The following is a 14,319-nucleotide window of genomic DNA, read 5'->3' as shown; positions in this document are numbered from 1 at the left end:
GCACGGGTGGGCGCAGCGGCACCCCGTAAGCGCCGGGCCGCGCACCCACCCCCGCCCAGCCCCAGCACAGGGCACCTTGTCAGCACCGGGAAGTGAACCCCCCCGCACCCGCTACCGCGGCTCCGGCGGCCGCTGCCGAGGCATATTGGGCCGGGCGGCAGCCCCCGGCGGCAACGGAAACCGCCCAGGCAACCCCCCCGATTCCCCCCGCCCCCCGGACCCCGCCACAGCCGCCTGAATCCCCAACGGCGCGGACCCGGTCCGAAACTCCACCATCCAGTCGGCAGTCTCCACCCGCACCAACTCCGTCACGTCCTCGGAGAACCTCCGCAGCACCCCCAGACACCGCTCGGTGGCCTCACTCGCCGTCCCCTCGGCCGGCCCCAGAACCTCCCGCACACACTCCGTCGCCCAGTCGAACTGCAACACCTGCAACCGCCGCTGCACGGCCTGCGCGGTGGCCACGTCCCTTATCCACCCCGACGTGACCCCGAAGAACCGGTCGACCCCGACACACGCCACCGCGACCATCAGCGCCAGATACCCCCACGGCGCACCCCCACCGAGCACCCCGGTCAGATCCAGCAGCGGCAGCACGCTCCCGCACACTGCCCCCGTCGCCGCCCCCGCCCGCAGCGCCCGCGCCCCGCGCCGCTTCCACACCCGGTCCGTGAGATACCAGGCCGCCGTCTCCAGAGCCCCCCGCTCCACCCACCGGTACAGCTCGTCCAGCCGCTCGGCCGGCTCCCCCCAGTCCCCGGGCGGAAACATCCGCCCGGCCAGATCGCCCGGCCGCAGCCCGGCCGCCCCCTCGCCCCGCCCGTCCTGAGGCGGACCCTCGGGCTGCATCTCCGGCTGACCCACCCGGCACTCCCTACTGATCGCGACCGGTCACGTTGAGTGACATCTTGCTGCTGACGCGCGCGGCACCTTTCCTACCGCCCAATGGGTGGCGAAGGCGAAGCTTTCGCCTCTTTTCCGCTCGGAAGGGGGCCTTGATCAGGTATAGGACTCACGACAATCTCACTCGAAAGAGTGGCGGGGCGATGCCTGCGTGGACCACGTAGGCTCGTGCACAACGGAGAACAACGAGAACCGAACCAGGAGCTGATCGTGATCCCCGGTGGTGGCCAGCCCAATATGCAGCAGCTGCTCCAGCAGGCCCAGAAGATGCAGCAGGACCTGGCGAAGGCCCAGGAGGAACTGGCGAACACGGAGGTCGACGGTCAGTCGGGCGGGGGTCTGGTGAAGGCCACGGTCACCGGCGCCGGCGAGCTGCGCGGCCTCGTGATCGACCCCAAGGCGGTGGACCCGGAGGACACCGAGACCCTCGCCGACCTGATCGTCGCGGCCGTCCAGGCGGCCAACGAGAACGCGCAGACCCTCCAGCAGCAGAAGCTCGGCCCGCTGGCCCAGGGACTGGGCGGCGGCAGCGGCATTCCCGGCCTGCCTTTCTAAGACGGGCCGCGGCCAACTACGGTACGTACAGGAAGACTCCAGGAAGGGCAGTCCGTTGTACGAAGGCGTGGTCCAGGACCTGATCGACGAGCTGGGGCGGCTGCCCGGCGTCGGTCCCAAGAGCGCGCAGCGGATCGCCTTCCACATCCTGCAGGCCGAGCCGACGGACGTACGGCGCCTGGCCCAGGCCCTCCTGGAGGTGAAGGCGAAGGTCCGCTTCTGCGCGACCTGCGGCAACGTCGCACAGGAGGAACTGTGCGCGGTCTGCCGCGACCCCCGCCGCGACCAGTCGGTCATCTGCGTGGTCGAGGAGCCCAAGGACGTCGTCGCGATCGAGCGCACCCGTGAGTTCCGGGGCCGCTACCACGTCCTCGGCGGCGCGATCAGCCCGATCGAGGGCGTGGGCCCCGACGATCTCCGGATACGGGAACTCCTGGCCCGCCTGGCCGACGGAACGGTCACCGAACTGATCCTGGCCACGGACCCCAATCTCGAAGGCGAGGCGACGGCCACGTACCTCGCCCGCATGATCAAACCCATGGGCCTCAAGGTCACCCGCCTGGCCAGCGGCCTCCCGGTGGGTGGCGACCTGGAATACGCGGACGAGGTCACGCTCGGCCGCGCCTTCGAGGGGAGACGACTCCTAGATGTCTGACGCCACGCTGCACGCCACGACGCAGAACCCGGACGACTTCGCGGTCCAGATCGCGGATCAGGTCGAGAGTTTCCTGGTGGCCGTCACAGAGGTAGCGAGGGGCGACGAGCCGGACTCGGCGGTCCCCTTCCTCCTGCTGGAGGTCTCCCAGCTGCTCCTGGCCGGGGGCCGGCTCGGCGCGCACGAGGACATCGTCCCCGACGAGCGCTACGAGCCCGATCCCGGTTTCGAGCCGGACGTGGACGGACTCCGGGAGAACCTGGCCCGCCTCCTGGAGCCGGTCGACGTCTACTCGGAGGTCTTCGACCCCTACGAGCCGCGCAAGGCCTCCGTCCCGGCCCGTATCTCCGACGACCTCGCGGACGTCATCACCGACCTCCGCCACGGCATGGCCCACTACCGCGCCGGCCGCACCACCGAGGCCCTGTGGTGGTGGCAGTTCTCCTACTTCTCCAACTGGGGCTCCACGGCCTCCGCCACCCTCCGCGCCCTGCACTCCGTCCTCGCCCACGTCCGCCTCAACCAGCCCCTGGAGGAGCTGGACGGCCTGGACACCGACCAGAGCATGGGCGACGACACCCTGGAGTTCGAGGCGGGCAAGGTGATGGAGGAGGAGATCGCCGGCCCCCTGGGCATGCGCCAGGCTCAGTGAAGCCGGTCAAGCAGGCGAAGCCAGTGAGATCCGTGTGAAGCGCAGATCACAGCCATCACTTGCGTGACATTGGGCAGAGGAGTCACGAGCGGGTGGCCGGACATCTCACGATGCGGTTCCCCGAGGGCAAAATTCGGACGCTCGTTAGACTGAGCGGGCAATCGACGGACTGAGCGAGGAGCGCACGTGGGCCTTGTCGTGCAGAAGTACGGAGGCTCCTCCGTAGCCGATGCCGAGGGCATCAAGCGCGTCGCCAAGCGGATCGTGGAAGCGAAGAAGAACGGCAACCAGGTGGTTGTCGTCGTTTCCGCGATGGGCGACACGACGGACGAGCTGATCGATCTCGCCGAGCAGGTATCCCCGATGCCTGTCGGGCGTGAGTTCGACATGCTGCTGACCGCCGGAGAGAGGATCTCCATGGCCCTGCTGGCCATGGCGATCAAAAACCTGGGCCACGAGGCCCAGTCCTTCACCGGCAGCCAGGCAGGCGTCATCACCGACTCGGTCCACAACAAAGCCCGGATCATCGACGTCACGCCGGGCCGGATCCGGGACTCCCTGGACAAGGGCAACATCGCGATCGTCGCCGGGTTCCAGGGCGTCAGCCAGGACAAGAAGGACATCACCACGCTCGGGCGCGGCGGGTCCGACACCACGGCGGTGGCCCTCGCGGCCGCCCTGGACGCCGAGGTCTGCGAGATCTACACCGACGTCGACGGCGTGTTCACCGCCGACCCGCGTGTGGTGAAGAAGGCGAAGAAGATCGACTGGATCGCCTTCGAGGACATGCTGGAGCTCGCCGCCTCCGGCTCCAAGGTGCTGCTCCACCGCTGCGTGGAGTACGCGCGCCGTTACAACATCCCGATCCACGTCCGCTCCTCGTTCAGCGGGCTGCAGGGCACGTGGGTCAGCAGCGAGCCGATCGAGCAAGGGGACAAGAAGGTGGAGCAGGCCATCATCTCCGGTGTCGCGCACGACACCTCCGAGGCCAAGATCACGGTTGTCGGTGTTCCCGACAAGCCCGGCGAGGCCGCCTCCATCTTCCGCGCCATCGCCGACGCCGAGATCAACATCGACATGGTCGTGCAGAACGTGTCCGCCGCCTCCACCGGCCTGACGGACATCTCCTTCACGCTGCCGAAGACCGAGGGCCGCAAGGCCATCGACGCCCTGGAGAAGAGCAAGGCCGGCATCGGCTTCGACTCGCTGCGCTACGACGACCAGATCGGCAAGATCTCCCTGGTCGGCGCGGGCATGAAGACCAACCCGGGCGTCACCGCCTCCTTCTTCGAGGCGCTGTCCGACGCGGGGGTGAACATCGAGCTGATCTCCACCTCGGAGATCCGTATCTCGGTCGTCACCCGCGCCGACGACGTGCCGGAGGCCGTCCGGGCCGTGCACACCGCCTTCGGGCTCGACTCCGACACCGACGAGGCCGTCGTCTACGGAGGCACCGGCCGCTGATGGCCGCGACCGGACCGGCCGTACGTCCGACGCTCGCGGTCGTGGGAGCGACCGGGGCCGTCGGTACGGTCATGCTCCAGATCCTGTCCCAGCGCAAGGACGTCTGGGGCGAGATCCGCCTGCTCGCCTCCCCGCGCTCGGCCGGCCGCAAGCTGGCCGTGCGCGGTGCGGAGGTCGAGGTGGTGGCCCTGTCGGAGGAGGCCTTCGACGGGGTCGACGTCGCCATGTTCGACGTGCCCGACGAGGTCGCCGCGCAGTGGGCGCCGATCGCCGCGGCCAAGGGCGTGGTGGTGGTCGACAACTCCGGCGCGTTCCGGATGGACCCGGAGGTGCCGCTCGTGGTGCCCGAGGTCAATCCGCACTGCGCCCGTCGCCGGCCGCGCGGGATCATCTCCAACCCCAACTGCACGACCCTGTCGATGATCGTCGCCCTGGGCGCGCTGCACGCCGAGTTCGGGCTGCGCGAGCTGGTGGTGTCGTCGTACCAGGCGGTGAGCGGGGCGGGGCGCGCCGGTGTCGAGACCCTGCGGGCCCAGCTGTCCCTGGTGGCCGGTACGGAGCTGGGGACCAGCCCCGGTGACGTACGCCGGGCCATCGGGGAGAACACCGGGCCGTTCCCGGAGCCGGTCGCGCTGAACGTCGTACCGTGGGCCGGCTCGCTCAGGGACGAGGGCTGGTCGTCGGAGGAGATGAAGGTGCGGGACGAGTCCCGCAAGATCCTCGGACTGCCGAAGCTGCCGGTGGCCGTGACGTGTGTGCGCGTGCCGGTGATCACCACGCACTCCCTCACCGTCCACGCCCGCTTCCAGGAAGAGGTCACCGTCGACCGCGCCCGCGAGATCCTCGCGACGGCGCCCGGTGTCGTCCTCTTCGACGATCCGGCCGCCGGTGAGTTCCCCACCCCCGCCGATGTGGTGGGGACCGACCCGACCTGGGTCGGGCGGCTGCGGCGGGCACTCGACGACCCCACCGCCCTCGAACTCTTCGTATGCGGGGACAACCTGCGCAAAGGTGCCGCGCTGAACACCGCGCAGATCGCGGAGCTGGTGGCGGCGGAGTTCTCGTGACGCCCACATGAGGTGTCGTGATGCCCACATCGCACCGGAAAACCTGTGGATGGGAGCGGATCCATTTGTAGGATCTGTGTAAGACGCAAGCGGTCCGGTTAATGGTCCGTACCACTTGATCCGGGCCTCTCGGCGTCCGAAGATTTTTCTCCCCGCCCCCGCAACCGCGCGAAGGGCGGGGAGCGTCTTTGCGGACGCCCTTTCGCGGCGTGGGGACGCCGCGATCCGGGCGTGGGGACGCTCATTCATATGGGACATAGGGGAAGAGCGGGACGCATGACGGCACTTGAGGTTCCGTCGGGTGTACTGCCGGCCGCGGAGACGCCGTCGGCCGTGCCATCCGACGTGTCTGACGCAAAAGTGATGCTCTGCGCGTACAACCCCGGTGGGGGTGAGCGTGTCCAACTTGCGTGGCAGAGGTACTCGAACTCAGTGCGGCGACCCGCGGTACGGCCCTTCGGCCGCCCCGCGCGGTGCTGCGGCCCCGCATGCCCGGCGCGCCCGGCGGCATGCCGGTGATCGCGCCCATGCCTGCAGCGCGGCCCGCCCGCATACCCAACCAGCGTGACGGCGCCGACGAGTCCGCGGTGGCCGGCACGACCGTCGACCACCTCACCGAGACCTACCGGGCGCACTACCGCTCGCTGCTCGGACTCGCCGCGCTCCTCCTCGACGACACCGCCTCCTGCGAGGACGTCGTCCAGGAGGCCTTCATCCGCGTCCACTCGGCCCGCAAACGCGTCCGGGACCCGGAGAAGACCCTCGCCTATCTGCGCCAGACGGTCGTCAACCTCTCCCGCTCGGCCCTGCGCCGCCGCATCCTCGGCCTGAAGCTCCTCTCCAAGCCGATGCCGGACATGGCGAGCGCCGAGGAGGGCGCCTACGACCAGCTGGAGCGCGACTCCCTCATCAAGGCGATGAAGGGCCTGCAGCGCCGCCAGCGCGAGGTCCTGGTCCTGCGCTACTTCGCGGACATGACCGAGGCGCAGGTCGCCGAGACGCTCGGGATATCCCTGGGCTCGGTCAAGGCGTACGGCTCGCGCGGCATCGCGGCGCTGCGCGTGGCGATGGAGGCACCGGCATGAGAGAAGAAGCCGAAGGGCGGGACTCCCATGATCGCCACGAGCCCTACGCCTGGCATGAGCCGATGGAACGGCCTGAGCAAGAGCACACGCAATCGCACGCTGGGAACGGAACTGTGAACGACAGCCCCGACGACAAGGGCCCCGAGGGGCTCGGCTCGGACGAGCTGGCACTGCGCCGGATGCTGCACTCGGCCGTCCAGGACATCGAGCCGAGCGACGGCACGCTGGACCACCTGCGGCGCGCGGTACCCGCCCGGCGGGCCCGCAAGCGCCAGGCCGCCGTCGGCATGGCGGCCGCCGCCCTGTTCATCGGCACCGCCATCCCGGCCCTCGTCCACGTCTCCAACTCCGGCGGCTTCGACCCCAACACCTCCAACGCCGGCCAGGCCTCGCAGGCCCAGGGCGGCGCGGGCCAGGGCAAGAACCCGGACGGAGGTGCCAGCACCTCGGGCGGCTCCAGCGGCAAGACCTCGGGCACCGGGCAGGACGGCAAGAAGGAGTCCGGCAAGGGCGGGACCGGCGGGACCGGCACCGGCTCGACCGGTGGCACCGACCCCTCGGCGTCCACGGGCAAGAGCGCCCCGGTGTGCACGGCGGCCCAGCTGGGCTCGGCCACGGGGACCGTGAACGCACCGGACTCCGCGGGCGTCGTCTACGGCACCTTCCGTGTCACCAACATCTCCACCACCAGCTGCACCGTCGACGGCGCGGGCAGCGTGAGCACCCTCGCGCAGGGCGCCGCGGACGCCACCAAGATCGGTACGGCGCGGCACGCGTCCGGCGACGCGGCCGCGGGCCTGCCCGACCCGTCCCTGGAGGCCACGGCGCTGGTCCTGCAGCCCGGCGCGGCCTACGAGGAGAAGTTCGCCTTCGTGCCCTCGACGACCTGCCCCACCACCGGCGGCAACAACGGCGGCACGGACCCCACCGGTTCTCCCTCGCCGTCGCCCTCCCAGGACGCCAGTGCGAGCGGCGGCACGGACGGCGGCGCCACGTCCTCGGGCGTCACCACCCAGCTGCTCACCGAGGACGGCCCGGCCGACGGCAGCATCGTGGTGACCCACACCCCGCAGGCGGGCTCGCCCGCGGTCTCGGCGACGGTGTCCAACGCGTGTGCCGGGACGGTCTACTGGACCGGGGTGCTGTCGGCGTCGTAGTCGATCGGCCTTGGTCGATCGGTCGTAGCCGATCCGCCGGTCCGCCGATCTGTCTCGGGCGGCCGCGCGTCGTGCGTCCGCCGTCGTGCGTCCGCCTCAGACGCCGGACGGGGCGGAGACGCCCTCCTCGTCCGGCACGAGGCCCAGCGCCGCGTCCCGGGCGAACTCCAGCTCGCGGCGCAGCAGCCGGAACCACATGAAGACCACGAAGCCCGCGAAGACGAACCACTCACCGGTGTAGCCGAGGTTCTGGAACGCCTTGAGGTCCAGCCCGGTGTTGTCCGGGGCGGACGCGGGCACGGCCTTCATCCCGGAGTCGCCCTTGTCGAGCGTGACCCACGCGTCGTACACCCGGTACGGCACGAGGTTCACCAGCGATGCCGAGCTGATCGCCGCCGTCTGCCCGGACGGCAGCCCGCCCTGGGCGCTGACGCCGTTGTCCCCCGGCGTCTCGGACGCCTGCAGCGCACCGGTGACGGTGACCTCGCCGGCGGGCGGGGCGGGCGCCTTCGCCGGGTCGGCGTTGCCCGGCAGCCAGCCCCGCACCACCGGCAGTGCCTTGCCGGAGTCGGTGCGCAGCAGCGTCATCACATAGAAGCCGCTCCTGTTGTCCAGTTCCCGGCCGGGCACCAGGAACTGCTTGTCGTACCGGCCTGTGGCGGTGACCCGCTTGCCCGACGTGCTCTTGTCGACGGGCAGCAGCTCGGCCAGCGGCCGGGCCGCCTCCGATCTGGCCGAGGAGGCCTGCTCGGTGGCGGCCCGGTGGTCCTGCACCCGCGCCTCGAACCGGCCCAGCTGCCACGACCCCATGAAGATGCAGAACGGGATGGAGAGCAGCACGAAGACGTTGATGCCCCACCAGCGGGGTGTCAGCAGAAACCGGTACACGCCGTCAACGGTACGGGGCGACGGCGCGGAGACCGGGCCGGGGGTCCCGGCGGCGGTGGATCAGCCGACGGTCAGGGTGAACGGGCCGGCCAGGACCGAGTAGCCGTCGTTCGCGAGGTAGTACGCGTCGTACGTGCCGTTGCCCTTCAGTTTGTCGGTGGAGAAGGTGAGGGCGCCGCTGGCGTCAGGGGCGTAGGCCCAGCTCAGGGAGGACTGCTGGCCCGGTCTGACGCCTGCCGGGTAGATGCCGATCCAGTTCTTCGCACTCACCTGGGACGTGGATGGCACTGAGTAGCGAAGGGTGACGTTGTCGCCGCCCGCGATCGCGTTCAGGTCGCCGGTGAGGGTGGGGGCCGTGACGGTGGACGGTGCGAACGCGGCGTTCAGCGGGGTCGCGTAGGCGTCGTTGCCGGTGAGGGCGGGCAGGCCGAGGGCCGACTCGATGGTGCGGGCGATGCCGTAGTGGTCGTAGTGGGCCGGGCTGCTGGTGCCGGCCGGGACGGTGCCCTGCGATCCGACGACCGTGGTGACGATGTGGTTGTAGGCCTCGCTGTTGCTCTCGTCCCAGGTCAGGACGAGCAGCGAGCGCTGCTGGGTCCAGGCGGGGGAGGCCAGCACCGGGGTCAGCGTCTGCTTCAGCCAGCCGTCCTGCGTCTTCAGGCTGGTGGGGCTGCCGTTGCCGGAGGCCTCGCCGTCGTAGTAGTCGTCGGCGGCGATCCAGGAGAAGTCCGGGGTGGTCGCGGCCGACCGGAGGTCGGTGGTCAGCTGCGAGGTGTCGAACAGGTGGGCGGCGCAGCGGGAGGCGTTGCCGCTGATGTCGGTGTAGTTGATGAACGGCGCGTCGTCGGGCTCGTAGTAGCGGTCGAAGTTGTTGCTGGTGTTGCAGGGCGTGCCCATGCCCTGCTCGTAGGCCTTCCAGCTCTTGCCGGCCGCCTCGACGGTGTCGCCCAGGTTGCGCTGGGGGGAGTTGATGTTGGGCCAGTAGACGGCGCCCTTGGCGTACGTGTCACCGCCGGCGACGGCGAGGTAGTTCTCGTCGCTCGGGTGGTAGACGCCGTGGAAGTCGGTCAGCGTGGCGCCCTGGTTCATCAGGCTGTGCATGTACGGCGTGTCCGCCGGGTCGTTCATGATCGCGGAGTAGTCGGTGTTCTCCATCATGATCATGAACACATGGTCGTAGCCGGGCACGCGCGACACGGGCGGGGTGACCGGCGCCGGCGCGGCGACCGGGGTGTTCAGGGTGAGCGAGAGGTTGTCCAGGTAGCCGGTCTCGTTGGACGTCGACAGGAACTGCACCTCGACCTGGACGGAGCGGGTCCCGGCCGGGACCGGGCCGGTGGCGCTGCGGGAGAGGAACTTGGTGGCCAGCCCCCGGTCGCTCGCAAAGACCGTCGGCAGCTTGGCGGTCGCACCGATCGGGTGGCCGCCCGCGTCCTGGAAGTGCAGGCCGACCGCGACATGGCCGCTGTAGACGGTCCAGCCGCCGAGCCAGCCCGAGAGGTCGTAGCTCACCGTGCCGCCGTCGATGGCCCCGGCCGCCGAGGAGAGGTCCACGGTCTGCGTCATCGCGCCGTCGCCGAAGTTGCCGGGCCCGAAGAAGGCCTTGCCGGGCGCCTTGCCGTCGCCGGGCAGCCCGAAGGACCCGGCGGTGTGGCACATGACGTCCAGACCGCCCGCCTCGGTGGTCCAGCCGGGCACGGTGGACGCCGCGCCCCAGTCGTTGGTGCAGTACCCGCCGGTCTCCGCGTCGCCGTTCACGATCAGATTGCCGCTGCCGCCCGCCGCCTGGGCGGGAGCGGGAGCGGAGACGATCAGTGCACCGAGGAGGGCGACCAGCCCGCCGAAGGATCTCCAGCGCAGTCTCATTCGTGTACCTCGTCCCGTCGATGAGGGTGCCTGAGGGATGACATGAACGGGACATAGGTACCGGCGGCCGCTGTCGGGCGGAAGAACCGCGACCAAACTTGTTCATACAAGTAGCGACGCAGCTTGTTCATACAAGTTCGGTGGGCGGGGATGCGCCGTCCGCGCCCGCTCCGGACTTACCCCGTACGACTTGGTGCTGATCGGGTTACATAGAGGCCATGACCGACGCAGCAGCCATGCCCGAGTGGGAGAAGCGGTTCCGTGCCCCACGTGTCTCCCTGCCCGACTGGGCGGACGACGCCCCCGACCGCTCCCTGTTCGTGTCCAACGCGACAGGGACGTACGAGCTGTACGCCTGGGACCGTGCGACAGGGGAGCAGCGGCAGGTGACGGACCGGCCGAACGGCACCACGGACGGTCTGGTGTCGCCGGACGGCGCGTGGATCTGGTGGTTCGACGACAAGGACGGCGACGAGTTCGGCGTATGGCGCCGGCAGCCGTTCGCGGGCGGCGAGGACGAGCTCGCCACACCGGGCCTGAAGCCCTCCTACCCCGCGGGACTCGCCCTCGCCCGGGACGGCCGCACCGCGGTCGTCGGCCGCTCGACCGACGAGGAGGGCACCACGATCCACGTCTCCCGGGACGGCGAGGCGCCCGTCGAGCTCTACCGCCACCGCGAGTCCGCCTACGTCGGCGACCTCTCCCACGACGGCACGCTGCTCGCGATCGAGCACACGGAGCACGGCGACGCGATGCACTCCGCGCTGCGCGTCCTGCGCCAGGACGGCACACAGGTCGCCGAGCTGGACGACACCAAGGGCGGCGCGGAGGAACTGGGCCTGGAGGTGCTGGGCTTCGCACCGGTCGACGGCGACACCCGGCTGCTCATCGGACACCAGCGCCGCGGCCGCTGGGAGCCGCTGGTGTGGGACGTGGCGACGGGCGAGGAGACCGACCTGGCGCTGGACCTGCCGGGCGATGTGAGCGCGGAGTGGTATCCGGACGGCTCCGCCCTGCTGATCGCCCACGGCTTCGAGGCCCGCAGCGAACTGTTCCGCTACGACCTGGCCACCGGCGAGCTGACGAGCATCCCGACCCCGCCCGGCTCGGTCTCGGGCGCGACGGCCCGCCCCGACGGCAGCGTGGAGTTCCTGTGGTCCTCGGCCGCCGAGCCGCCGGCGGTCCGCTCGACGACCGGCAAGGTGGTCCTGGACCCGCCCGGTATGAAGTGCCCCGGCTCGGTGCCGGTGGAGGACGTGTGGATCGAGGGCCCCGGCGGCCGTATCCACGCGCTGGTCCAGAAGCCCGCGGGGGCCACCGGCCCGCTGCCGACGGTCTTCGACCTGCACGGCGGCCCGACCTGGCACGACAGCGACTCCTTCGCCGCGGGCCCGGCCGCCTGGGTGGACCACGGCTATGCGGTGGTGCGCATCAACTACCGCGGTTCGACGGGCTACGGCAGGGCCTGGACGGACGCGCTCCGCCACCGGGTCGGCCTGATCGAGCTGGAGGACGTGGCGGCGGTCCGTGACTGGGCGGTGTCCTCGGGTCTGGCCGACCCCGGCCGGCTGATCCTCACGGGCGCCTCCTGGGGCGGCTACCTCACCCTGCTCGGCCTCGGCACCCAGCCGGACGGCTGGACCCTGGGCATCGCGGTCGTCCCGGTCGGGGACTACGTCACGGCGTACCACGACGAGATGGAGACCCTGAAGGCGATGGACCGCACTCTGCTCGGCGGCACCCCCGAGGAGGTCCCGGAGCGCTACGAGGCGTCCTCCCCCCTCACCTACGTCGACCAGGTCAAGGTCCCCGTCTACATCTCGGCCGGCGTCAACGACCCGCGCTGTCCCATCCGCCAGGTGGAGAACTACGTCGACCGCCTTGCGGCGCGGGGCGCGACGCACGAGGTGTACCGCTATGACGCGGGGCACGGGTCGCTGGTGGTGGAGGAGCGGATCAAGCAGGTGGGACTGGAGATGGAGTTCGCGGAGCGGCATCTGCCCAAGTAGTCCGTGTGCCGGGGTGCCTCTCGGCCTACCGGGACGGCTGGGCGGGTGGGAAAACGGGGTCCGGAGCCCCTGGCGGGGTCTGGGGCGGAGCACCGGGGCGGCCCAGCAACTCCGCCAGCCCACGCCGGGTCGCTGCGAGAACCACCCGCTCCCCGGCACGCAGCACATGGTCGGCCGGCAGGGACTGCCGCCCCTCCAGAGCCAGCACCCGCCAGGCGCCGGCCCGGAACGCCCCGGCCACCGTCCGCCCCTCCAACTGGGGGTGCCCCTCGACGTCCACCGCGGCGAAGAGCAGCACCCGGCGCTCGACGGGGATCGCCCCCAGGATCTGCCGGCCGAGCATCGCCCCGGCGAAGGCGGGCGCGGCCAGATGCGTCACGCTCCGGCTCCGGGTCAGCGCACGCGGATGCGCTGCCCGGAGGGTGCGGTACACGGCGGTCGCGAAGTCGTCGTCGTACAGGCGCAGGACCACCCGTAGATCCGGTCGCACGGACCGCCCGTACAGCACGGCCTCCAGATTCGTCGTGTCCGCGCTGGTCACCGCGAGCAGCGCATGCGCCCGATGGATCTTGGCGGCCTCCAGGACCCCCTCCTGGGTCACGTCCCCGAGCACCACCGGCACCCGCAGCCGCCGCGCCGTGGCGAGTCCGCGGGCCTCGGGGTCGGCCTCGACGCACACCACGGGGATGTGCAGCTCCCTCAGCCGCGTCAGCACCCGTGTGCCGATCTTGCCCAGCCCGAGCAGCACCACATGTCCGCCGAGGCCCCGCGGGGGCTTGCGCAGGGCGGACGCGGTCCGGAAGGTGCCGAGCGCCTCCAGCACCGCGGCCAGCAGCACCGGCAGCAGCAGCAACCCGACCAGACCGGACAGGAGTTGCAGGATCTGCCGCCCGAGGGACGCCCCGATGGCCGGGTCGTCGATGGCGAAGAGGTCCAGCAGCGTCAGATAGAAGGCCCGCAGCGGATGGATGCCCGTCACCAGCCACAGGGCCACGGCCAGCGCCACCACACACCCCACGAGCCCGGCCAGCGACCACCGCAGCCGCCGGGAGAACAGCGAGGCGAACGGCGGTACGACCCCGGCACGCCCCGCGGGTAACGGCGGCCCGGCGGCGTACGACACCTGCTCCAGTACGACCGTCCCGCGCCCGTCGGCCTCCCGTACCTCCGCCTCGTCGGGCAGCAGCCGCGGTCCCCGCTCCCCGCTGCCCTCGGCGCCGTCCGCGCCGGCCGGATCGCTGCTGGTCGCCGACAGCAGCGCCAGTGTGCACAGCCCGGGGTCGACGATCTGTCCGGGACGGGCCGGCGGCCGTTCCACCGCGCGCAGCAAAAGCCCGTCCGTCTGGACGACCTTGGTGGTGCCGGCCACCGCGGTCGCCGCCAGCGCGGGCGCGGCGGTGTCGGCGTCGGACAGCACGGTCGTCGAGGCGTCGCTCCCGGACTCCCCGCTCTCGCCGTCCCCGGCCGCCAACGCGGCCGACTGGTCGAGGAGTTCCTCGATGTGCTGGCCCAACCGCCTGTTGTAGAGCCTGAGGACGAGCCGCAGCCGTGGGTTGAGGCGGCGGGCGGTGAGGGCGGCGCGGATGTTGGTCTCGTCGTCGTCGTACACGAGCGCCAGCGCGGTGGCCCGCTCCACGCCGGCCTCGGCGAGCACCGCCTCGGTCGGCTCGGCGGCCTCCAACAGCCTTTCGCCACGGGCGGGTTCACCGCTGCCGGCGCCGCCCCCGCCTCCGCCTGCGCCGCCGTTGCCGTTGGTCGCGGTCCGTCCCACGGCCGCGTTCACCACCCGGTCCAGCAGCGCCGCCGAAGCCGCCCGGGCCCGCCCGACGACCGGCGGCCGTGCCGTGCGCACGTTCGGCGGTACGACGAGCGTCACCTGCTCGCCGTACACTCCGCGCAGTTCGGCGGCCAGCCGGTGCGCGAGCCCGTCGTCGCCGCACACCACCATCCGGGCCGGCGCACCACCATGGCCACCCTGATACGGAACGCTCCCCACAAGGGCAAAGAGTGCCCCAACG

12 protein-coding genes are annotated in these 14,319 nt (G+C 71.2%); 8 read left to right on the top strand and 4 right to left on the bottom strand.

Annotated features, from left to right (window positions below; genetic code table 11):
- Positions 1–111: 111 nt before the first annotated feature.
- Positions 112–864, bottom strand: a complete 753-nt coding sequence (locus ACFY1J_RS28640) for an SLATT domain-containing protein (RefSeq protein ID WP_390732223.1) — start codon at positions 862–864, stop codon at positions 112–114.
- A 249-nt stretch (positions 865–1,113) separates the two neighbouring features.
- Here ACFY1J_RS28640 and ACFY1J_RS28635 point away from each other — a divergent pair, with 249 nt between their 5' ends.
- From ACFY1J_RS28635 to ACFY1J_RS28605, 7 genes are all read left to right on the top strand, one after another.
- On the top strand, positions 1,114–1,458 hold the full coding sequence (locus ACFY1J_RS28635; protein WP_361617076.1) for a YbaB/EbfC family nucleoid-associated protein: 345 nt from the start codon (positions 1,114–1,116) through the stop codon (positions 1,456–1,458).
- 55 nt (positions 1,459–1,513) lie between these two features.
- Positions 1,514–2,113, top strand: coding sequence for a recombination mediator RecR (gene recR, locus ACFY1J_RS28630; protein WP_235460829.1), 600 nt, complete (start codon positions 1,514–1,516; stop codon positions 2,111–2,113).
- A complete protein-coding gene (locus tag ACFY1J_RS28625) occupies positions 2,106–2,765 on the top strand; it encodes a DUF5063 domain-containing protein (RefSeq protein WP_390708130.1) in 660 nt (219 codons plus the stop codon). The genes recR and ACFY1J_RS28625 overlap by 8 nt, the downstream gene beginning before the upstream one ends.
- A 186-nt stretch (positions 2,766–2,951) precedes the next feature.
- The gene (locus ACFY1J_RS28620) at positions 2,952–4,229 is read left to right on the top strand and encodes an aspartate kinase (RefSeq protein ID WP_390708129.1); all 1,278 of its coding nucleotides are present in this window, start codon (positions 2,952–2,954) and stop codon (positions 4,227–4,229) included.
- Entirely contained in the window at positions 4,229–5,296 is a 1,068-nt protein-coding gene (locus ACFY1J_RS28615; RefSeq protein ID WP_390708128.1) for an aspartate-semialdehyde dehydrogenase, read from the top strand. The genes ACFY1J_RS28620 and ACFY1J_RS28615 overlap by 1 nt, the downstream gene beginning before the upstream one ends.
- 410 nt (positions 5,297–5,706) lie before the next feature.
- Complete coding sequence (locus tag ACFY1J_RS28610; RefSeq protein WP_390708127.1) at positions 5,707–6,381, top strand: SigE family RNA polymerase sigma factor; 675 nt, start codon at positions 5,707–5,709, stop codon at positions 6,379–6,381.
- Between the two features lie 113 nt (positions 6,382–6,494).
- Positions 6,495–7,538 (top strand): hypothetical protein, encoded by a 1,044-nt coding sequence (locus ACFY1J_RS28605; RefSeq protein ID WP_390708126.1) that lies wholly within the window; start codon positions 6,495–6,497, stop codon positions 7,536–7,538.
- A 96-nt stretch (positions 7,539–7,634) separates the two neighbouring features.
- On the opposite strand, the gene ACFY1J_RS28600 is transcribed toward ACFY1J_RS28605, so the two are convergent.
- Both ACFY1J_RS28600 and ACFY1J_RS28595 read right to left on the bottom strand, forming a co-directional pair.
- Positions 7,635–8,426 (bottom strand): SURF1 family protein, encoded by a 792-nt coding sequence (locus ACFY1J_RS28600; RefSeq protein WP_390708125.1) that lies wholly within the window; start codon positions 8,424–8,426, stop codon positions 7,635–7,637.
- A 60-nt stretch (positions 8,427–8,486) separates the two neighbouring features.
- Positions 8,487–10,292 (bottom strand): alkaline phosphatase family protein, encoded by a 1,806-nt coding sequence (locus ACFY1J_RS28595; protein WP_390732222.1) that lies wholly within the window; start codon positions 10,290–10,292, stop codon positions 8,487–8,489.
- A gap of 218 nt (positions 10,293–10,510) precedes the next feature.
- Between ACFY1J_RS28595 and ACFY1J_RS28590 the strand changes: the two genes are divergently transcribed.
- The gene (locus tag ACFY1J_RS28590) at positions 10,511–12,301 is read left to right on the top strand and encodes a prolyl oligopeptidase family serine peptidase (RefSeq protein WP_390708123.1); all 1,791 of its coding nucleotides are present in this window, start codon (positions 10,511–10,513) and stop codon (positions 12,299–12,301) included.
- Positions 12,302–12,326: 25 nt separating this feature from the next.
- Here ACFY1J_RS28590 and ACFY1J_RS28585 read toward each other — a convergent pair whose 3' ends face one another.
- The gene (locus ACFY1J_RS28585) at positions 12,327–14,249 is read right to left on the bottom strand and encodes an NAD-binding protein (RefSeq protein WP_390732221.1); all 1,923 of its coding nucleotides are present in this window, start codon (positions 14,247–14,249) and stop codon (positions 12,327–12,329) included.
- Positions 14,250–14,319: the final 70 nt, after the last annotated feature.

This window comes from Streptomyces sp. NPDC001406, assembly GCF_042895285.1.
Lineage (GTDB): Bacteria > Actinomycetota > Actinomycetes > Streptomycetales > Streptomycetaceae > Streptomyces.
This window is presented reverse-complemented; position numbering and strand designations above follow the sequence as displayed.

Coding starts and splice junctions, on each gene's coding strand:
- ACFY1J_RS28615 (WP_390708128.1), top strand. CDS start 4,229: ATGGCCGCGACCGGACCGGCCGTACGTCCGACGCTCGCGGTCGTGGGA.
- ACFY1J_RS28590 (WP_390708123.1), top strand. CDS start 10,511: ATGACCGACGCAGCAGCCATGCCCGAGTGGGAGAAGCGGTTCCGTGCC.
- ACFY1J_RS28595 (WP_390732222.1), bottom strand. CDS start 10,292: ATGAGACTGCGCTGGAGATCCTTCGGCGGGCTGGTCGCCCTCCTCGGT.
- ACFY1J_RS28625 (WP_390708130.1), top strand. CDS start 2,106: ATGTCTGACGCCACGCTGCACGCCACGACGCAGAACCCGGACGACTTC.
- ACFY1J_RS28585 (WP_390732221.1), bottom strand. CDS start 14,249: ATGGTGGTGTGCGGCGACGACGGGCTCGCGCACCGGCTGGCCGCCGAA.